We start from the raw sequence: 20,073 nt of genomic DNA on the forward strand, positions 1-20,073 counted from the left end.
TATATAACTGATTATATAGGAAACCAAAAGAATGTCAATGAAGTTACAAATGTATTAAAAATATTAAAAAAATCTAATAAAAAGGGTGGTATTTCAGAACAATATCAGTATAATGAGAGATAATCAGTGTCGAATTATGGAGGAATTTATGGGGTTAAGTTTTTACGAAAAGAAAAAGAAATCAAAAAAACTATGGACTTTGCTGCTGGTTCTGGTCATTGCTGCACTGGGTGCGGCCTGCTGGATGTTCAAAGTGAAACAAGAAGAGCGGGAACTGGCCGCGAGAAAAAAACAGGAAGAGCGGACGGTCAGGATCACGATACCGGAGGGCTATACGGCAGAACTTGCGGCGAAGAAATTTGAACAGAAAGATATCTGTAAGGCTGAAGATTTTTTGAAGGCGGCCGGTGATCTCGACGGTTATTCTTATGAATGGCTGGAATCGGTGCCAAAAAAGGCACAGGTAAACTATAAACTGCAGGGATTTTTATTTCCCGATACTTATGAGGTATACAAGCATACCGATGCCAAAAAGATCGTGGCTATGATGCTTAACAATTTTAATACCAAATGGGAGCAGATATCCAAAGAAAACAAGACCGGTCTCACCCCGTATGAAATCGTGACTCTTGCGTCTGTCGTTGAGAGAGAAGCTAAGGTGGATGCTGAGTATGCCAAGATTTCCGGTGTGATCTACAATCGCCTGGACAAAAAAATGAAGCTCCAGATCGATGCAACCGTGCTCTATCCTCTTACAAAAGGGAAATATAATAAGAAAAGAACGCTGTATAAAGACCTGGAAGTGGATTCACCATATAATACGTACAAAAATCAGGGGCTCCCGGCGGGACCGATCTGCAATCCGGGGATCAATGCTTTGAAGGCGGCAGTTTCTCCACAAAAACATTCTTATCTCTATTACCATACAGATAAGACCGGAAAGGGAACTCATATTTTCTCAGAAACCTTCAGTCAGCACGAAGAATCTCTAAAAAATCAGGCAAAATAGACAAAAGACACTGTTATTTTTTGGACAAGATTTTTTCTAGAAAAAAAGATTCATAAAGTACTAAAAAAAATACGAAGAAATTTAGTTAAAATCCTTTAAAAACCCGTTATAATGATGTAAAATAAGGCTGTATGCATGATTGTATACAGTTTTATTTTGTTCTAAACAACGGTCCCGTTGTTGTGATAACATCCTGTCTCCTCTGTAAGGAGAAGGGAAAAACTTAAGTGTAGATTGTTAATATTTACACAAGATTTTTAGGAGGAAGAAACATGGCAAGAAAAATGAAAACCATGGATGGTAACACAGCCGCAGCACACGTATCATATGCGTTTACTGAGACAGCTGCAATCTATCCGATCACACCATCCTCACCAATGGCAGAATCAACAGACCAGTGGGCAACTCAGGGAAAGAAAAACATTTTTGGACATCCTGTAAAATTAGTTGAAATGCAGTCTGAAGCCGGAGCAGCAGGAACAGTACACGGTTCTCTTGCAGCAGGTGCACTGACAACGACTTACACTGCATCTCAGGGATTACTGCTTATGATCCCGAATATGTACAAGATCGCAGGTGAATTAATGCCTTGTGTATTTGATGTATCTGCACGTGCAATCGCATCTCATGCACTGAATATCTTTGGTGATCACTCTGACGTTTACGCTTGTCGCCAGACAGGTTTTGCAATGCTTTGCAGCTCCAGCGTTCAGGAAGTCATGGACTTAGGCGCTGTTGCTCATTTATCTACAATCAAGGGAAGTGTTCCTGTATTACATTTCTTCGATGGATTCAGAACATCACATGAGATCCAGAAGATTGAAATGTGGGACAACGAAGATCTTGCAGATATGGTAGATTACGAAGCACTTGAAAAATTCAGAGCAAACGCATTGAATCCAGAACATCCGGTTCTTCGTGGATCTGCTCAGAACCCAGACATTTTCTTCCAGGCAAGAGAAGCATGCAACAAATACTACGATGCATTCCCGGCGATCGTTGAAGATTACATGAACCAGGTAAATGCTAAGATCGGTACAGATTACAAATTATTCAACTACTACGGAGCTGCTGACGCTGAATCTGTGATCATCGCTATGGGATCTGTATGTGAGACCATCGATGAGACCATCGATTACTTAACAGCAAAAGGCGAAAAAGTCGGTGTCGTTAAAGTAAGACTTTACAGACCGTTCGTAGCTGAAAAATTAGTGGAAGTGATTCCGGAAACTGTTAAGACAATCAACGTTTTAGACAGAACAAAAGAACCGGGATCTCTTGGAGAGCCATTATACTTAGATGTTGTTTCTGCATTAAGAGGAACAAAGTTCGAACAGGTGACAATCAACGGAGGACGTTACGGATTAGGTTCCAAAGATACAACTCCTGCTGATATCATCTCTGTATTCAACAACAAAGACAAGAAAGAATTCACAGTTGCGATCAATGATGATGTGACAAACTTATCTCTTGAAAGAGGAGAAGCTGTTTCTTCTACACCGGAAAGTACAGTAAGCTGTAAGTTCTGGGGACTTGGAGCAGACGGTACTGTTGGTGCCAACAAGAACTCTATCAAGATCATCGGTGATCATACAGATAAATATGCTCAGGCATACTTTGATTATGATTCTAAGAAATCAGGCGGTGTTACAATTTCCCACTTACGTTTCGGTGATGACCCAATCAAAGCAACATACCTGATCAACAAAGCTGACTTTGTAGCTTGTCACTGTGCTCCGTACATGACAAAATACAACATGGTTCAGGACTTAAAAGACGGCGGTACATTCCTGCTTAACTGCAGCTGGCCGGTAGAAGAGATCGGAGATCACCTTCCGGGACAGGTAAAAGCCTACATGGCAAAACATAACATCAAATTCTATGTGATTGATGGTATCAAGATCGGTAAAGAAATCGGACTCGGCGGACGTATCAATACAGTTCTTCAGTCTGCATTCTTCAAGTTATCAGGAATCATTCCGGAAGCAGACGCAATCCAGTACATGAAGGACGCAGCTACCGCTTCATACAGCAAGAAGGGTGACCATATTGTTAAGATGAACCATGATGCGATCGAAGCTGGCGCTAAGAGCGTTGTAGAAGTACCAGTTCCAGCTGAATGGGCTGACTGCGGTGAAGAAAGCTTACTGCACCCAGTATCCGGGGACAGAAAAGATCTTGTTGATTACGTTAACAATATCCAGAATGCTGTCAACGGCCAGATCGGTAACTCCTTAAAGGTAAGCGACTTAGTTCCTTACGCTGACGGACATATGCCTCAGGGATCTGCAGCATACGAAAAACGTGGAGTTGCAGTAGACGTTCCTACATGGAATCCGGACAACTGTATCCAGTGTAACTTCTGTGCTTATGTATGTCCTCATGCAGTCATCCGTCCGGTAGCGATGACAGAAGAAGAACTGGCAGCAGCACCGGAAGCTACAAAATCTCTTCCGATGACCGGAATGCCGGATTATAAATTTGTTATGACAACCACTGTTCTTGACTGTACAGGATGTGGTTCCTGTGCAAATGTCTGCCCAGGAAAGAAAGGCGAAAAAGCCCTTACGATGGTATCCTTAGACAGCATGAGAGATCAGCAGGAAGTTTACAATTACGGACAGTCTTTACCGATCAAAGAAGATATCTTTGACAAGTTCAAACCGGAATCTGTTAAGGGAAGCCAGTTCAAGAAACCTCTCCTTGAGTTCTCCGGAGCTTGTGCGGGATGTGGTGAGACACCATACGCAAAACTGATCACTCAGTTATTCGGTGAAAGAATGTACATTGCCAACGCAACAGGATGTTCTTCTATCTGGGGCGGTTCTTCACCGGCAACACCTTACACAGTAAACAGAGAAGGACAGGGACCAGCTTGGTCAAACTCTCTGTTTGAAGACAATGCTGAGTTCGGTTTAGGTATGTTCACGGGTCAGACTACTTTAAGAGAGCAGACAAAAGAAAAGGTTGCAGCATTAGCTGAAACTGCAGATAATGCAGACGTGAAAGCAGCAGCAGCTGAATACTTAGACACTTACACAGACGGTAAGAAAAACGGAGCAGCTACCAAGAAATTAGTTGCAGCGTTAGAGGCATGCGGATGTGATGAAGGCAAAGAGATCCTTAAGATGAAAGATTACTTATCTAAGAAATCTCAGTGGATCTTCGGCGGTGACGGATGGGCTTACGACATCGGATTCGGTGGTGTTGACCATGTTCTTGCAAGCGGTGAAGATGTAAACATCTTTGTATTTGACACAGAAGTTTACTCTAACACCGGCGGTCAGGCATCTAAATCCACACCGGCAGGAGCAATCGCTCAGTTTGCAGCAGCTGGTAAGGCTGTGAAGAAGAAAGACCTTGCAGCAATCGCAATGAGCTACGGATATGTATATGTTGCTCAGATTTCTATGGGTGCTGACTATAATCAGACAGTCAAAGCAATCGCAGAAGCAGAAGCTTATCCGGGACCTTCACTGATCATCGCTTACGCTCCATGTATCAACCATGGTATCAAGGGCGGAATGAGCATTGCTCAGTCTGAAGAGAAGAAAGCAGTTACATCAGGATACTGGAACTTATTCCGTTTCAACCCTGAATTAGCTGAAGAAGGAAAGAATCCATTCTCCTTAGATTCTAAAGAGCCTACAACAGAGTACAACGACTTCATCATGGGAGAAGTTCGCTACAACGCATTGGCTCGTCAAAACCCTGAGAGAGCAAAAGAATTGTTCAAACAGGCTGAAGAGAATGCAAAAGAAAAATATGCTCGCTTAAAAGAAATGGCAGATAAATAAGAAGCATAAGATTTAAAATAGAAAACGGTGCACTGGACGAATTCAGTGCACCGTTTTTTTTATTCCATAGAATTGGTTCGCGAGGTGTGCGAAACACACTTTTGTTCTGAAGTTTAACCTTGATTTTACAAGGATTTAACATAATTCTCCACGAAAATCATGTAAAATAAAATTGCTGTTAAATTTTATTAAATTGAATGTGAGACAAAGGAGAATAAAATATGAATACAACGATTGTAATGGGCCTGCTGGGGGGACTTGCCCTGTTCCTGTACGGAATGCAGATGATGGGTGCCGGGCTTGAGGCGGCTGCGGGCAACCGTATGAAACGCATTTTAGAAAAATTGACATCCAACCGATTTTTGGGAGTAGCTGTAGGTGCGGGCATCACGGCTGTCATTCAATCATCTTCGGCTACAACGGTCATGGTCGTGGGATTTGTAAACTCCGGACTGATGACGCTCAATCAGGCAGTATGGATCATCATGGGAGCCAATATCGGGACAACCATTACCGGACAGCTGATCGCACTTGATGTAGGAGCTATGGCACCGATCTTCGCATTTGCCGGGGTAGCAATGGTATTGTTTCTGAAAAAACCCAAGATTCAGTACATAGGACAAATCATTGCCGGGCTGGGCGTCCTGTTTATCGGTATGGATATGATGAGTACAGCGATGATGCCGCTTAGAGATGCACCTGCATTTATTAATCTTATGACGAAATTCTCGAATCCGATCGTCGGTATTCTTGCAGGAGCGGGATTTACGGCATTAATCCAGTCATCTTCTGCATCCGTAGGTATTCTTCAGGCCCTGGCAGCCAGCGGGCTGATCGGGTTTAACAGTGCAGTGTTTGTATTATTCGGACAGAATATAGGAACATGCATTACTGCGATTCTTGCGGCTATCGGAACAGGGAGAAGCGCAAAACGGACCACAGTGATTCATCTGCTGTTTAACATTATTGGTACAATCATTTTCACAACAGTGTGTCTGACCCTGCCGCTGAGTGATTTCGTGGCAGCATGGACGCCTGGAAATGCTCCGAGACAAATTGCCAATATGCATACCCTGTTTAATCTTGCCACAAGCTTTCTTCTGATCCCATTTGGAAATCAGCTGGCATCTCTCGCAGTAAAGATTCTGCCGGAAAAGGAGGCAGAAAAACAAAAGCAGAAGCATTTGAAGTATTTAAGAAGCTGGGATGCAGGGCTGGACCCCAGAATTGGAGGCGCTGCCATCCACATGGAGGAAGTGGGAAAGGAAATCCGCAGGATGCTTGAGATGGCGAAGGAAAATGTGGATGAAAGCTTCCAGTCTTTTCTGGTTGGGAACAGCCATAAATTGAAGGAAGTGGAGGAGAGGGAAGAATATATTGATTACCTCAATAAAGAGATCTCAGGGATTATTTCAAAGATGATGGTATCTGAGACGAACGAGAAAACTTCCGAGCTCATCAGTTTGTATTTTAAGATGACAGGAAATATAGAGCGCATCGGGGATCATGCAGTAAATATTTGTGACTATACAAAGATTATCGAAGAAAAAGAGATTAAATTCTCACGTCAGGCAAGAGCAGAGTTAAAAGAGATGAAGCAGATCTGCCACAACATGTTCCGCTATTTTCAGAGAGAGATCGAGGACACAAAGAAATGGCTTGAGGATCTCCATGAGATGGAGCGCTTTGTGGATACGAAAACCCAAGAATTTTACAACAGTCATCTAATGAGGATGAAACGGGGAGAATGTAATGATGAGGCATGTATCATTTATTCCGAAATGCTGGTAGATTTTGAACGTATCGGTGATCACCTGTGGAACATGGCCAAAGCTATGAGGGAAATTGCAGAGGAAGTTTAGTGTTAAGGGGAAGAGCTTTTCTTCCCTTTTTTTGTTTCAGTTATGATATAATACAACTGTTAGTGTATTAGAGGAAAAAAGGAGAAGGTAGCATGGAATACATTTTATCGCCGTCGATTTTATCGGCAGATTTCAAGACACTTGGTGACGATATCAAAAAAGCGGACGCTGCTGGGGCACAGTGGGTTCATATTGATGTGATGGACGGAGACTTTGTTCCGAATATTTCATTTGGAATGCCGGTCATCAAAAGCATCCGCAGTGCAACGGACAAAGTATTCGATGTCCATCTGATGGTAGAGGAGCCGGGCAGATTCATTGATGAATTTGCGGCATGCGGGGCAGACTATATTACAGTACATGCAGAGGCGTGCACCCATCTCGGACGTGTGATCCAGCAGATCAAGCAGAAAGGCTGCAAAGTGGGAGTTTCACTGAATCCTGCAACTTCGCTGAGTGTCCTTGACTATGTGCTGGATGATCTTGATATGGTACTCATCATGTCGGTGAATCCAGGTTTCGGAGGACAGTCTTATATAGAAGCAATGGATCAGAAGATCAGGGATCTGAGAAAAATGATTACAGACAGAGGACTCGATGTGGACATTCAGGTGGACGGAGGAGTAACAGCTGATAATATTGCTCATATCAAAGACTGCGGTGCGAATGTATTCGTAGCCGGATCTGCCGTATTCAACGGAGATATTGAACAAAATATAAAGAATTTATTTAAGGCAATGGAGGTATAGAGATGAGTGAGTGTACTCACGACTGCAGCAGCTGCGGGGAAAGCTGTTCTGACAGAACGCAGTCACAGACAGATTTTATGGAACCATTATATAAAGACAGCAGTGTAAAAAAGGTGATCGGAGTAGTGAGCGGCAAGGGAGGTGTGGGGAAATCTTTGACCACAGCCCTGCTTGCGGTGGCGGCAAACAGAAAAGGCCTGCACACAGGTATTCTGGATGGAGACGTGACAGGACCGTCGATTCCCCAGGCCTTTGGTCTGCATGAAAGACTTTTGGGCAATCAGGAAGGGATTATTCTGCCTGCGCTCACAAACTTGGGTATCGAGGTGGTGTCAGTCAACCTGATGCTGGAAGAGGAGACTCAGCCGGTGATCTGGAGAGGTCCGGTAGTGGCCGATGTGGTCAAGCAGTTTTGGGGCAGGACATTATGGCGTGACATCGACGTGATGTTTGTGGATATGCCGCCGGGAACAGGGGAAGTGCCTCTGACAGTATTCCAGTCCGTGCCTCTGGATGGGATTGTTGTGGTAGCTACCCCTCAGGATTTGGTTGGAATGATTGTTGAAAAAGCGGTCAATATGGCTAAGATGATGAACATTCCAATCCTCGGAATCGTGGAAAATATGAGTTACATCAAATGTCCTGACTGCGGAAAAGAGATTTCTATTTTTGGAGAGAGTCATATCGACGGAATTGCCGAAAAGTATCAGATCCCAGTATTAGGAAAACTTCCGATTGATCCGAAACTTACAAAGGCATGTGATGAAGGTTTGATTGAAGATGTAGAGGAACTTTATTTAGACGGAGTGATCGAAACCCTTTAAATATTGTTTCGCATATAATGTCGAATTTTTTGATATTATCAGATTACAATGAAATATAGAAAAATATTTATGAAAAAAGAGATGAATCCGATGGATTCGTCTCTTTTTTTGTAATGAATTTGTAATATTAATTTGGGAAAACTTGGTTTAAACGTGTTCTTTTTTTCATACAACGGTTGACAAATCGTCAAATGTTAAGTAAACTAGCACTAAGTTATTACAAAAATATTTCAAATATTTAAAAAGTAAGAATAAATTTTAAAAAACTATCATAGGTTATACAGTAACCGAAATGATTTGATTTAGAAAGAGGACATTATGAAATTTTTAAAAATAGCAACAAAGAAAAAACTTTTACTGCTTGCCATGATGGCAGCAGTAGTGACGGGTGCACTGTTCACCGGTTCATCATCCACAGAAGCGAAGGCTAAAAAAGTACAGTACTTAGGAAAATATAAACTGACCGCATACTGCGGATGCAGAAAATGCAGCGGTGGCTATGGAAACAAAACTGCTACGGGAAGAAGAGCCAAACAGGGGCGTACGATTGCCGTGGATAAGAGAAAGATCAAACTGGGAAGCAAGGTTAAAATTAAGGGTAAAACTTATGTTGCCGAGGATGTAGGCGGCGGAGTAAAAGGAAAACACATTGATGTTTACTTTAAATCCCATAAAAAAGTAAAACAGTTCGGACGTAAGAACAACGTCAAAGTATACAAAATTAAAAAATAAGTGAGAAACTGCTGTACATCGTATCCAAATGTACAGCAGTTTTTTTGTTGCTTAGGAATGATTTTGTCCTATTTTTCTTTAAAAATGTTCCGGATACAGCCCTTCAGATCTCATGGTCTTAAGGGCATCCATGACATGCTGTTTATCTTCCTTATAGGTCACACCGTACCATTGGTCTTTGGAGACCAGAACATCCATTGTAGCTTTTCTTTCCTCCATCAGCTGGCTGGCCACGCTTGGAATAAAGTATTCACATTTTAATGGGTTTTCTTTTAGGGAAGCAGAGAGGAATTTTGAAAAACCAGTCTCCAATTCATCCATGATCATAGGGCGGAAGCCAAAAAAGTTCATTGATACGAGAGTGTCAAACGGGAGGGATGTCCATGAGTTTCCGTCATCTTCCGTAAACTCAGCATGATCCCCGCGTTTTTCAATATGTGTCCGCTCTGTGATAGAGACTAACTGATGGTTTTCATCTACCTCACAGATTCCTCTGGAGACATATCCGCTGTCTGTCACGGTATTTCCAAGATGGTATCCGACCATTGCAAATTTTGCTTTGGCGGAAGAAGATTTCTTTGTAAGAAACTGGGCCATAGCCTGATAACCGTGGATACCGTAATAATCATCGGCATTGATAACGGCAAATGGTTCCGCAATAAATGGCTTGGCACAGAGAACCGCATGGGCAGTACCCCATGGTTTTACCCTGCCTTCCGGGACAGAGAAGCCGGCAGGAAGGCTGTCCACTTCCTGAAAAGCATAGCAGACTTCCATTCCGTCCGGTATCCTGGAACCCACTGTCTCCTTAAAATCTTTTTCAATCCCTTTTTTTATCACAAACACGACTTTTCCAAAGCCGGCCCGTTTTGCATCATAAATAGAATAATCAATGATTGCATGTCCCTGGTCATCCATAGGATCCATCTGCTTCAGCCCGCCGTATCGGCTGCCCATGCCGGCGGCAAGAATGACTAACGCTGGTTTTTTCACTTTTGATACCTCCAAATCAATTTCTGAACAACATTATACCTTATCGTGCGAAGCACGTCCACCCGAAGGGTATGAAATACGGTGTGCCCTGTAAGTATGAGTTATTCACCACTATTTCCGTCGCGCTTTTGAAATGCGCTCCTCCAATAGTGGTAAATAACTTTCGAAAAGTGGCACCTTTGGTTTCTAAGCAGCCTGCTTCAGCAGATAATATGTCCATTTTGTACACGATTGGAGTGAGGCATTCTAAGAGCCGCACGGAAATCGTATGGAAAATGTCATGAATTATTCACTACTATTTCCGTCGCGCTTTTGAAATGTGCTCCTCCAATAGTGGTAAATAGCTTTCGAAAAGTGGCACCTTTTTTTGACAGAGGCCCTTCTCCAACAGACATTACGTCCATTTTCCACATGATTGGAGTGAGGCATTCTAAGAGCCGAACGGAAATCATGTGGAAAATGTCATATCTTATCACAGGAAGCAGGTTCATTCGAAGAGTATGAGAAGTGATGTGAAACGTACAGAGAGGCCGTCTGAGTTTCCCAACCCCGGAACAGGCAGAAAACCTGATAAGCGGCGTGAAATGGCGGATTAGAGATAGTTTTCGCTGAGAAGCGAATAAAATTAAAATGGTTGGTACTAAACAAAGGAAACGTTGATTTTATCAGGAAAACTGGCTATAATAAAAATCAGAAATGGCTTAAAAGCGTTGGATAAACAATAACAAGAGTTGTATTGAAATGAGGTTATAGATGATAAAACAGTCGGCTATATTACGATAAACAATAACAAGAGTTGTCCTAAAAGCATTAGTGAAGTTCAATAAAACAATATTCTGCTTAAAATTAACAATCTTTCTTTATCCCAAAGATCCGGTTCCCCGGATCTTTATTACATAGTTACAAGGATACCTGATTTTTGACAGAGATCTTTCTTTGACCAGTCACAGCCACGATGATCACCAGTTGCGGAATAGGATCCCGTTAAGGTATAATGATATATATGACCAGCGGATATAGATGCAATACAAAAGAGGGATTTGAATGTTAAACCAACGACAAATTGAAATTTTATTAGAATTCTGCAATCACTCCGATGAGTTCCTGACTGCGTCTCATTTTGCAAAGAAACTGGACGTGAGTCTCAGGACCGTTCAGGGGGACATGAAAGTGATCCGAAAGGAACTTGCGGATGAGACATGTGCGGAATTGGTTTCCAAGGCTTCCAAGGGAAGCTGTATCCAAGTTAAAAACTATGATGAGTTTTCCGCATTCGTGAATTCTCTGTACCAGCAGTACACAACAGTATCTCTTAATTATCCTACAAGCCGGATCAGCAAGATACTGCTTTTGCTTCTGAACAGACACAGGGCTGTATCTGTTATGGAATTAGAAGACAAGTTTTATATTTCGAGATCCACACTGCAGAATGATTTAAAGAAAGTAGAGGAAGTCCTTGAAAAGTTCCAGCTGGAACTATTAAAAAGCAGCAATAAAGTCATGATTGACGGATATGAGATCAATAAGAGACGATGCCTGGCGGAACAGGATCTCTATCTGGCCCATATCAAAAACGAACAGGGCATGGTATATATTGATGAGAGACAGCTTGCAAAGATTAAAAATATACTGACTGATATTTTTGTAAACTATAAGTATCACATTATGGACACGGACTTCAACAATGCGATCCTGTTTTTAAATATCATGATCTGCCGGATGGGCGAAGGATTTTACATACAGCCGGGCGAACTGGATATTTCGGAACAGCTGGGCAATGAATACGAGATAGCCAAAGCAGTCTTCGGGAAGATCAGCCGGAGATTCTTCATAAAAGTACCGGATGAGGAGATACGGTATTTTTCTCTATACCTGAAGGGACAGGGAAATAACAGAGATTCCGATACGATTACTCAGGAGATGGATAATTTTATTTCTGAAGCTTTTGAAGAAATCCGGCGGAACTTTGGGGTAGATTTTACGGACAACATAAATCTGCGGATCACATTGGCGCTGCACTGTATGTCATTGAGTATCCGAATCAAATATGATATGCAGGTCAAAAATGATATGCTCAACTATATCCGGGAGACTTTCCCGCTTGGCTATGATATTGGGGCTTATTTTGCATTTCTGCTTCATCAGCAGTATGGAAAGAGGGTGTCAGAAGATGAAGTGGCGCTTCTGGCCGTCCATTTTTACAGCAGCCTTCTGGAATTGAACAGCCGCCAGGGGAATAAACGGATTCTCGTGATCTCCGCTTTGAAAAACAGTATGACGCTTTTGATGAAACAGACCCTGCTGAAATGGTTCTCGGAGTATGTCTCTGTTATAGACTTCGTCAATCCTATGGATGTGACGGAAGACATGCTGGACGAATATGATATCTTTCTGACCACAGAAAAAGAAGAATTTTTTGAGAAGGGGCTGGCAATGTATGTGGATACATTCCCCAATCAGCATGATTATATGAATATTAAGCTTAATATTGATGGATTTAAGGATATAGAAGATGTGGCAGATATTTTTCATCCGGAGCTGTTTTCCAGTGTGAAGTCTTCGAATAAGGAAGAAGTGCTCAGTATGCTCTGCGAAAAATCCACTGCTTATTTCCAGGTAGAAAATCTTCATTCCCAGGTTTTACAGAGGGAAGAAATTGGCAGTACCTTTTTCAGCAAGCAGATCGCAGTGCCTCATCCGATGTATGCGGTTTCATCCGATACGTTTGTGGCAGTATGCGTATCGAAAGAACCTATCATTTGGGATGAAGAGAAAAATGAGGTTCACTTGGTGATGCTGATGCACATCGGAAAAAATAATCCGCAGGCATTTCAGCTTTGGGATTATTTCTCCAAAATGTTTGCCGATAAGTCTCTGGTGGAACGTCTGGTAGAAGATCCGTCTTATCCTAATTTTATCCGGCTGGTAAAAGGGGCTTTGGAGACAGGCATCAACAGCACGGAGACAATTTAAGATCGTTTAATAAAATCAGGGCAGAAATTCATTTTTGGGATTTCTGCTCTGATTTTATGTTATAGAGAGAAGGCCGGGCAGTTTTAAATTAACCCAATTTCACGTTTTTCCATTGCAACTGATTGGACTTTTTTGTCGGATAAAATGGATTTAGAATAGAATTAAGCTCAAGGAGGAGAAAAATGAACAGGAGAAGCAATAAGATTCTGAAGGATCTGATCCTCGGTATCCATGCAGACGTTTCCGGATTAGAGGAGAAATATCATATACAGGAGAGAACGATACGGGCAGATATAAAAGAGCTGAATAAAGATCTGGAAGCATATGAGCTGCCGGTCATCGCCTCGGATCTTGACGGAAAGCTGTGGATTGACACAGATAAAAAAGTTGATATCCGGGCCTATGAGAAATTTATATCCGAGTACGACTTTTATACTTATTACCTTTCAAAAAAGGAACGTTCCACCATTCTGGCAATGATTCTTCTGAATGCCAGCGGATATGTGACGGTGGACCAGCTGAAAGAAAAGATTGGCGTCAGCCGCAATACCCTGCTTCAAGATCTTCAGGAATTGAAAATCTGGTTTAAAGAAAATGGAATGACGCTGGTATCCCAGGTAAGGAGGGGATATATTATTGAGGCATCGGAGCTGGATGTACGGAAAGGTATCTTAAAGCTTTTAGAAGTAAACGGCGACGACAATTATTACAAGAACGGATATGATCTGAGTGTTTTTTGGAATCTTCTGTTAAAAGAGGCAGACAGCCTGGAAATTTACGAGAAGATGAAAAACTGTATTCTGGAAGAAGAGGAAGAGACACAGATATTTTTTGCCGACTATTCTTTTTTTGAGGCTGTGACAGAGCTTACGATTGTAGCCAACCGGATCGTACGAAAGCACTTTCTTCCGGGGTATTTCACCAACGAATGGAATTATTTAAAAGAAGGCTCCAAGTACACGTTCAGCAAAGGACTGTTCGGGAAAATTTCTGACATGTTTCAGATGGATGTGCGTGAGGTCGAAATCCTTTACTATACAGAATGCCTGAACGGAAAAAGTTATCTGAAAGATGATGCACAGAAAACAAATGCTCTGGAATTAAGAGTCATGATCGCGGAAACGATCTATCAGATTTCCAGCTGTTTTGGAATTGACTTTTATCTGGACTTTACTCTCTATGACCTGCTGGTGGCCCATATGAGGTCCGCGGTGCACCGTCTGAAAAACAGCGAAGTTTTGGTGAATCCGCTGAAGGATACTTTAATGCAGGATTATCCTGAGATTTTTGAGAGTGTGAAGCAGCATCTCGGCTCCCTGGAGGATTATGTGGGCCAGAAGTTTTCGGAAGATGAAATGTCTTTTATGGTACTGTATTTTGCCTCTGTGATGGAAAAAGAAAAGGCAGAGACAGAAAAGAGCAGAAAAGTAAAAGTGGCTCTTGTATGTGCAACCGGAAGAGGGACTGCACAATTTATGATGGCGAAACTGAAGACGCTGGATGATATGATCGAGATCGTAAGTATCTCTTCTTTCCATAATATGAGGGAGATCGAGAAAAACGGAACCCAGATGATCATATCAACGATCCCGCTGGATGATGTGAACATCCCTTATGTAGAAGTCCGGTCTCCTATGCTCGAGAAGGACGATATCCTGGATATTCAGAGAAAGGTCCTGGAAATACGGGAGGGAGACGGCGGAGAAGGTAAAGAACGGGAGCCGGAAATCACAAGTCCTCCTGATGTCAATATTCAGGGTGCGTTCTATGATCTGCTGAATGAGCAGAGGATTCAGGTGGGATACGAGGCAAAAGATTGGGAAGACGCGGTCCGTCAGTCGGGGAATCTGCTGCATTCCACAGGCGCAGTGGAGCCTGGATACGTAGATGAAATGGTTATGAATATCAAAAGAAACGGTCCTTATATTGTCGTCTGTCCGGAAACGGCGCTGCCGCACGCAAGCGCGGAACAGGGCGTCATTGAGGAGGCGGCATCGATCCTGAGATTAAAAGAACCGATTGATTTTCACAGCGGAAACAATGATCCGGTGCGGTATGTGATCGGAATGAGCATTCAGAGCGCAAAAAGTATCAACAGCGCAATCTATGATCTGATGATGATTTTTGGGAATGAACAGATCCGCAGAATATTAGATTCTCTGCCGGATGCAGAAGCTGTTTTAAATACGATCAAACGATTAAATTCAAAATATAATGAGGAGAAAGACAATGAAAATGATAACCAGTAACACAGACAAACATTACCTTGCAGTTTCTTTGTCAGGTTCAGATGATAAAGAAGTTTTGGGGAAAATGGCTGAGGCCATGTTTCAGGAGGGATATGTAACGGAAGGATTTCATGATGCCATCATCCAACGGGAGGAGAATTTTCCGACCGGACTTCCAACCGGAGAGATCAATGTGGCGATCCCGCATACAGATCCCGAATATGTAAAAAAGCCGGCCATCTGTCTGGGCGTCCTTGATCAGCCGGTGGAATTTTGCGTCATGGGAATGGAGGGTGAGAAAACCAGAGTATCTCTTTTGTTTATGCTGGCAATCAAGAAAAAAGAAGACCAGCTGGGGCTGCTCCAAAAACTCATCGAGGCATGCCAGGATCAGGAGGTTTTAAAAGTTTTAAGATCAGGCAGTGTGGATAAGATCGATGAAGTCCTGGGTGACTTAATAGATTAGCACATAAAAACGAACTTATTAATATTTTTTATATAAAGGAGAATATATCATGAAAAAAATCTTAATCGCATGTGGATCAGGAGTCGCTACATCAACGGTTGCAAACCAGAAAATTTCAGCTTATCTGGATGAGCACGGATTTTCGGGGAAATACAAAATTGAACAGTGCCAGGTTTCCGAAGTCGTTGAGAAATCCGGAAATGTTGACTTCTGTGTTTCTACTACTTTAGTAAGCGGTGATGTCAAATGTCCGGTGCTGGCAGGACTTCCCCTGCTGACCGGGGTAGGGCTGGACAAACTGTACACTTCCATTTTGGAAGAGATGCAAAAGTAAAAACAGGCAGATAAAAGGAGGATTATTATGCAGGCAATTATTGATGTATTCAGCTATATTAACTCACTCGGCGCCAGTGTCATGATGCCGATCATCTTAACGATCATAGGTGTGGTTTTAGGTGCCAAATTTGGCAAGGCCCTTCGTGGAGGCCTGACGGTAGGTATCGGGTTTATCGGATTGAATCTGGTTACAGGACTGATGGGCGAAAACCTGGCTCCCGCGGTACAGCAGATGGCTCAGAGATTTGGATTGGCCCTCTCCACCGTAGATATCGGCTGGCCGGCAGCATCAGCGATCGCTTTTGGTACGACAATCGGGCTGATCATTATTCCAATCGGTCTGATCGTTAATATTGTCATGCTGCTGACCAACACGACACAGACCCTGGACGTGGATATATGGAACTACTGGCATTTTGCCTTTACCGGTTCTCTGATCTATGTTCTGACAGGAAATTTTGCTTATGGAATTATCGCAGCGATTTTAAATATGGTGATCATCATGGTAATCGGTGACTACACGGCGCCGAAAGTAGAGGAAACCCTGGGCATGCCGGGAGTGTCCCTCCCTCATGGGTTTACAGCGGCATTTGTGCCGATTGCTATCGTCGTAGACAAGATCATCGACGTTATTCCGGGAGTGAAAAATATTAACATCGATATTGAAAAGCTTCAGAAACGTTTTGGTGTATTCGGAGAACCGATGCTGGTTGGAACTGTTTTGGGAATCATCATTGCAGCTTTGGCAGGAAACAATGTACAGACGGTACTGCAGATTGGTGTCACCCTCGGTGCTGTCATGGTATTGATCCCCAAAATGGCAGCATTGTTAATGGAAGGCCTCATGCCGATTTCTGATGCGGCCCAGGAATTTGTATCTTCTAAGTTTGCGAACAGAGGAAAAATTTACATCGGACTGGATTCAGCCGTAGGTGTCGGGCATCCGGTATGTTTAACAGTATCCCTGATCCTGGTTCCATTGGCAGTCTTTTTGGCAGTGATCCTTCCTGGAAATACTGTGCTTCCGATGACTGACTTATCTGTACTGCCATATATGTTTGTTCTGATCGTGCCGCTGGTAGGAGGAAACGGCTTCCGGGCACTGATCACAGGAATCGTCTGCCTGGTTGGAGGACTTTATATTTCTACCAACCTGGCGCCGTCTATCACTGCAGTTGCAAAATCCGTAAATTTTGCCATTCCTAAGGGTGCCGCTACGATTTCTTCTATCTGTGACGGGGCAAACCCATTGTCATGGGTACTTGTAAAGGCACATTCTGTGGGAGCAGTCGGACTCATCATTGCGGTAGCAGTTGCAGTTGGATTAGCTCTGATGAACAGAAAACGAATTATCAAAGAAGCAAAAGAATTACATGCTGATGCATAAAGAAAGGTAAAAATGATGAAGAGCTACGTATATCAACCATCTCATTTTTCTATACAAATGACGGCACCCGGGATTTTTACTGCGGCCATCGGAGTGTTCTGCCTTTATCAGTTTTTGGCCGCAGGACATCATCTGCTGTATTTACTGGTTTTTGGACTGTGTCTCTATAATGTCTTTAATGTATTTGTGTCACTCAGCAATCCGTCTGAAGTCCGCATTGACAGCGGGAAGACCGTAGTGTTCTGTGCTTACGGGAGGAGCCATACATATGAGATCAGTCAGATCAGCAAGTACAGCATGAGGCCGCTGGCAGGAGGAACAAAAATGTATATGACCTTTGACGGCGGCGGGATCATGAGGGGAAGATACTGGGTAAGAATTTCCGAATTTTCTGATGAAAAGGAGCTGGAAGAATTCTTTTATGATCTGGATGCACAGATCAACCCGGACTCTCTGGTCTCAAAAGCAAGGACCCAGGGACGGGAACGGTTAAAAAAAACGGGAGGATGTAAATGTTAGTTTCATTAAAAGAATTACTTGACCAGGCAAAAATAGAAAAGAAAGCAGTCGGCGCATTTAACGGAACCACACTGGAAGCAATCCGGGGGATTATTCAGGCGGCAGAGGAGCTGGAATGCCCGGTGATCCTGCAGCATGCCCAGAGTCATGACGAATTGATCGATCTTGACGAGATCGGACCAATCCTTAAATATTATGCAAAACGGGCCAAAGTGCCGGTTGCGCTTCATCTGGATCACGGAAGCAGCTTTGAACGCTGTGTCCAGGCACTTCATCTCGGATTTACTTCCGTCATGTATGATGCTTCTGCAAAAAGTTTTGAAGACAATGTAAAAGAAACAGCAGAGATCGTTAAAATTGCCCATGCAGTCGGCGCCGGCGTGGAAGCTGAATTAGGGCATATCTTTACTTCCCAGGTTGTTCAGGGAGAAGGAGCCGGATCTGACGGCAAAGATGATTATGATGATTTAGATTCCATTTATACAGATCCTGAGGTTGCAGGGGAATTTGTGGAGAAGACCGGTGTGGACTGTCTGGCTGTGGCTTTTGGAACAACCCACGGAGTATATCTGACAGAGCCTAAACTGGATCTTCCCCGGGTTGCAGAAATCCGCGATGCGGCCGGAGTGCCTCTTGTAATGCACGGAGGCTCCGGTGTGTCAGATGAAGATTACAGGGTGGCCATTGAAAATGGTATCTGCAAAGTAAACTATTATACTTACATGAATACGGCTGGAGGAAAGGCTTCAAAAGAATACTGGGAAGATGAATCAAAACCGCTGTTTTATGATTCCATGTCCCTGGCAGCTACAGAGGCAGTCAAAGAGGATGTAAAAAAAGCGCTGAAAGTATTCCAGAAGAAATGATTTGGAGGGAAAGAAAGAATGGCAGTATATAAAGATACGATCAAAGTACAGTCACATGGCAAAACACCTACCTATATTGATGTGACTCCGGAAGTAAAAAGGGTGATTGAAGAAAGCGGGATTAAAAGCGGACTCTGTGCGGTCATTTCTCCGCATACTACCTGTTCTGTGTTTTTTGAGGAATTTGTCCACGACTACAATGAGAATGGGGATGAGTTTTTACAGGAAGACTTAAACAATGCTTTAGCAAAGATCATTCCGGATCATGTGAGCGCGGATCAATACCATTATCCGGGAGAAGAACACTATAAAGAAGTGGAAACCTGGCCGGATTTGGATTTCTGGCTTCCGGGAGGAGACAGAACCGCATTATTCAACGGAGATGCACATTTGAGATCTACGATTCTCGGGTCCAGCGAGATCTTTGATGTGGAGGACGGCAAATTAGGAGTCGGTGTTACAGGATATGTTTATTTTGTAGACTTTGACCGCACGCGTCCCCGGGAAAGAAAATGTAAAATAGTTGTCATTGGAGAGTAAGGAGGAGAACATGGGAAATATGCAGTCACCGTTTTTGATTGTAAATCCAAAGTCATATTTATACGGAAACGAGAGTCTTAAATTGGCGAAGGCCGCAGATCAGGCGGCTAAAGATACCGGACTGCCGATTATCTTTACTTGTCCATATGCAGATGTGAGAATGATCCGTGAGAATACGGAAAACATCATTGTATGCGTACAGTCTATGGACCCGCTCACACCAGGACGGGGAATGGGGCATGTTCTTCCGGAATCTTTAAAGGAAGCAGGAGCGGATGCAGTTTTTCTGAACCATGCCGAAAATCCTAAGACGCTGTCTGACCTATATGCATGTATCCGGCGCGCAGCCGAGCTTGACATGACTTCTATCGTATGTGCGGACTCCATTACGGAAGCAAAAGCCGTGGCGTGTATGAACCCGGATGTTGTCCTGGCGGAACCGACGGATCTGATCGGAACCGGTCAGGTAGCAGACGATGCTTATACAATGGAAGCAATCGATCAGGTACGAAAAGTAAATCCTGATGTACTGGTGGTGGTTGCTTCCGGAGTCAGCACGGCAGAGGACTGTTACAATATGATAAGGCTTGGGGCCGACGGCACGGGCGGAACGTCCGGGATTTTAAATGCTCCTTCTCCGGCTGTCAGGATCAGGGAGATGGCGGAGGCCATTGTGAGGGCAGTAAAAGCTTCTGATTAGATTAAATTAATTTTAGGAAAACCCATAATTTCTGCGGGCAGAAATTATGGGTTTTTTGTGCAAAGGAAAGAATAAATAATGAGAAAATAGAA

The 20,073-nt window shown here is 43.2% G+C and carries 16 protein-coding genes; 15 read left to right on the forward strand and 1 reads right to left on the reverse strand.

Features of this window, described 5'->3' with window-relative positions:
• Positions 1-148 precede the first annotated feature (148 nt).
• The 6 genes from mltG (at position 149) to DWV34_RS11615 (ending at position 8,973) form a co-directional block, all read left to right on the forward strand.
• Complete coding sequence (gene mltG, locus DWV34_RS11590) at positions 149-1,009, forward strand: endolytic transglycosylase MltG (protein ID WP_022260944.1); 861 nt, start codon at positions 149-151, stop codon at positions 1,007-1,009.
• A gap of 272 nt (positions 1,010-1,281) precedes the next feature.
• The gene (nifJ, locus tag DWV34_RS11595) at positions 1,282-4,806 is read left to right on the forward strand and encodes a pyruvate:ferredoxin (flavodoxin) oxidoreductase (RefSeq protein WP_009290946.1); all 3,525 of its coding nucleotides are present in this window, start codon (positions 1,282-1,284) and stop codon (positions 4,804-4,806) included.
• Between the two features lie 221 nt (positions 4,807-5,027).
• Positions 5,028-6,668 (forward strand): Na/Pi cotransporter family protein, encoded by a 1,641-nt coding sequence (locus DWV34_RS11600; RefSeq protein WP_118476262.1) that lies wholly within the window; start codon positions 5,028-5,030, stop codon positions 6,666-6,668.
• A 92-nt stretch (positions 6,669-6,760) separates the two neighbouring features.
• Complete coding sequence (gene rpe / locus DWV34_RS11605; RefSeq protein WP_006566328.1) at positions 6,761-7,417, forward strand: ribulose-phosphate 3-epimerase; 657 nt, start codon at positions 6,761-6,763, stop codon at positions 7,415-7,417.
• A 2-nt stretch (positions 7,418-7,419) separates the two neighbouring features.
• Positions 7,420-8,241: an Mrp/NBP35 family ATP-binding protein gene (locus tag DWV34_RS11610; RefSeq protein WP_009290949.1), complete on the forward strand. Its 822-nt coding sequence runs from the start codon at positions 7,420-7,422 to the stop codon at positions 8,239-8,241.
• Between the two features lie 318 nt (positions 8,242-8,559).
• Positions 8,560-8,973, forward strand: coding sequence for a 3D domain-containing protein (locus DWV34_RS11615; protein WP_009290950.1), 414 nt, complete (start codon positions 8,560-8,562; stop codon positions 8,971-8,973).
• 78 nt (positions 8,974-9,051) lie between these two features.
• On the opposite strand, the gene DWV34_RS11620 is transcribed toward DWV34_RS11615, so the two are convergent.
• Positions 9,052-9,966, reverse strand: coding sequence for a nucleotidyltransferase family protein (locus DWV34_RS11620; RefSeq protein ID WP_009290951.1), 915 nt, complete (start codon positions 9,964-9,966; stop codon positions 9,052-9,054).
• Positions 9,967-11,010: 1,044 nt separating this feature from the next.
• On the opposite strand from DWV34_RS11620, the gene DWV34_RS11630 reads away from it, so the two are divergent.
• The 9 genes from DWV34_RS11630 (at position 11,011) to DWV34_RS11670 (ending at position 19,981) form a co-directional block, all read left to right on the forward strand.
• Entirely contained in the window at positions 11,011-12,939 is a 1,929-nt protein-coding gene (locus DWV34_RS11630; RefSeq protein ID WP_009290952.1) for a BglG family transcription antiterminator, read from the forward strand.
• 182 nt (positions 12,940-13,121) lie between these two features.
• Positions 13,122-15,188, forward strand: a complete 2,067-nt coding sequence (locus tag DWV34_RS11635; protein WP_006566199.1) for a BglG family transcription antiterminator — start codon at positions 13,122-13,124, stop codon at positions 15,186-15,188.
• Positions 15,169-15,633 (forward strand): PTS sugar transporter subunit IIA, encoded by a 465-nt coding sequence (locus DWV34_RS11640; protein ID WP_022260723.1) that lies wholly within the window; start codon positions 15,169-15,171, stop codon positions 15,631-15,633. The genes DWV34_RS11635 and DWV34_RS11640 overlap by 20 nt, the downstream gene beginning before the upstream one ends.
• Positions 15,634-15,682: 49 nt before the next feature.
• Positions 15,683-15,967 (forward strand): PTS sugar transporter subunit IIB, encoded by a 285-nt coding sequence (locus DWV34_RS11645; protein WP_009290955.1) that lies wholly within the window; start codon positions 15,683-15,685, stop codon positions 15,965-15,967.
• 27 nt (positions 15,968-15,994) lie between these two features.
• The gene (locus DWV34_RS11650; RefSeq protein WP_009290956.1) at positions 15,995-17,356 is read left to right on the forward strand and encodes a PTS galactitol transporter subunit IIC; all 1,362 of its coding nucleotides are present in this window, start codon (positions 15,995-15,997) and stop codon (positions 17,354-17,356) included.
• 12 nt (positions 17,357-17,368) lie between these two features.
• Complete coding sequence (locus DWV34_RS11655) at positions 17,369-17,875, forward strand: hypothetical protein (protein ID WP_009290957.1); 507 nt, start codon at positions 17,369-17,371, stop codon at positions 17,873-17,875.
• Positions 17,869-18,741, forward strand: coding sequence for a class II fructose-bisphosphate aldolase (locus tag DWV34_RS11660; RefSeq protein WP_009290958.1), 873 nt, complete (start codon positions 17,869-17,871; stop codon positions 18,739-18,741). Before DWV34_RS11655 ends, DWV34_RS11660 begins: the two co-directional genes overlap by 7 nt.
• Before the next feature lie 18 nt (positions 18,742-18,759).
• Positions 18,760-19,281 (forward strand): YjbQ family protein, encoded by a 522-nt coding sequence (locus DWV34_RS11665; RefSeq protein WP_009290959.1) that lies wholly within the window; start codon positions 18,760-18,762, stop codon positions 19,279-19,281.
• Positions 19,282-19,291: 10 nt separating this feature from the next.
• Positions 19,292-19,981, forward strand: a complete 690-nt coding sequence (locus DWV34_RS11670) for a triose-phosphate isomerase (protein WP_009290960.1) — start codon at positions 19,292-19,294, stop codon at positions 19,979-19,981.
• Positions 19,982-20,073: the final 92 nt, after the last annotated feature.

The organism is Anaerostipes sp. AF04-45 (assembly GCF_003461725.1).
GTDB lineage: Bacteria > Bacillota > Clostridia > Lachnospirales > Lachnospiraceae > Anaerostipes > Anaerostipes caccae.

Coding starts and splice junctions, on each gene's coding strand:
- DWV34_RS11660 (WP_009290958.1), top strand. CDS start 17,869: ATGTTAGTTTCATTAAAAGAATTACTTGACCAGGCAAAAATAGAAAAG.
- mltG (WP_022260944.1), top strand. CDS start 149: ATGGGGTTAAGTTTTTACGAAAAGAAAAAGAAATCAAAAAAACTATGG.
- DWV34_RS11655 (WP_009290957.1), top strand. CDS start 17,369: ATGATGAAGAGCTACGTATATCAACCATCTCATTTTTCTATACAAATG.
- DWV34_RS11615 (WP_009290950.1), top strand. CDS start 8,560: ATGAAATTTTTAAAAATAGCAACAAAGAAAAAACTTTTACTGCTTGCC.
- DWV34_RS11650 (WP_009290956.1), top strand. CDS start 15,995: ATGCAGGCAATTATTGATGTATTCAGCTATATTAACTCACTCGGCGCC.
- DWV34_RS11630 (WP_009290952.1), top strand. CDS start 11,011: ATGTTAAACCAACGACAAATTGAAATTTTATTAGAATTCTGCAATCAC.
- DWV34_RS11600 (WP_118476262.1), top strand. CDS start 5,028: ATGAATACAACGATTGTAATGGGCCTGCTGGGGGGACTTGCCCTGTTC.
- DWV34_RS11665 (WP_009290959.1), top strand. CDS start 18,760: ATGGCAGTATATAAAGATACGATCAAAGTACAGTCACATGGCAAAACA.
- DWV34_RS11645 (WP_009290955.1), top strand. CDS start 15,683: ATGAAAAAAATCTTAATCGCATGTGGATCAGGAGTCGCTACATCAACG.
- nifJ (WP_009290946.1), top strand. CDS start 1,282: ATGGCAAGAAAAATGAAAACCATGGATGGTAACACAGCCGCAGCACAC.
- rpe (WP_006566328.1), top strand. CDS start 6,761: ATGGAATACATTTTATCGCCGTCGATTTTATCGGCAGATTTCAAGACA.
- DWV34_RS11635 (WP_006566199.1), top strand. CDS start 13,122: ATGAACAGGAGAAGCAATAAGATTCTGAAGGATCTGATCCTCGGTATC.
- DWV34_RS11670 (WP_009290960.1), top strand. CDS start 19,292: ATGGGAAATATGCAGTCACCGTTTTTGATTGTAAATCCAAAGTCATAT.
- DWV34_RS11610 (WP_009290949.1), top strand. CDS start 7,420: ATGAGTGAGTGTACTCACGACTGCAGCAGCTGCGGGGAAAGCTGTTCT.
- DWV34_RS11640 (WP_022260723.1), top strand. CDS start 15,169: ATGAAAATGATAACCAGTAACACAGACAAACATTACCTTGCAGTTTCT.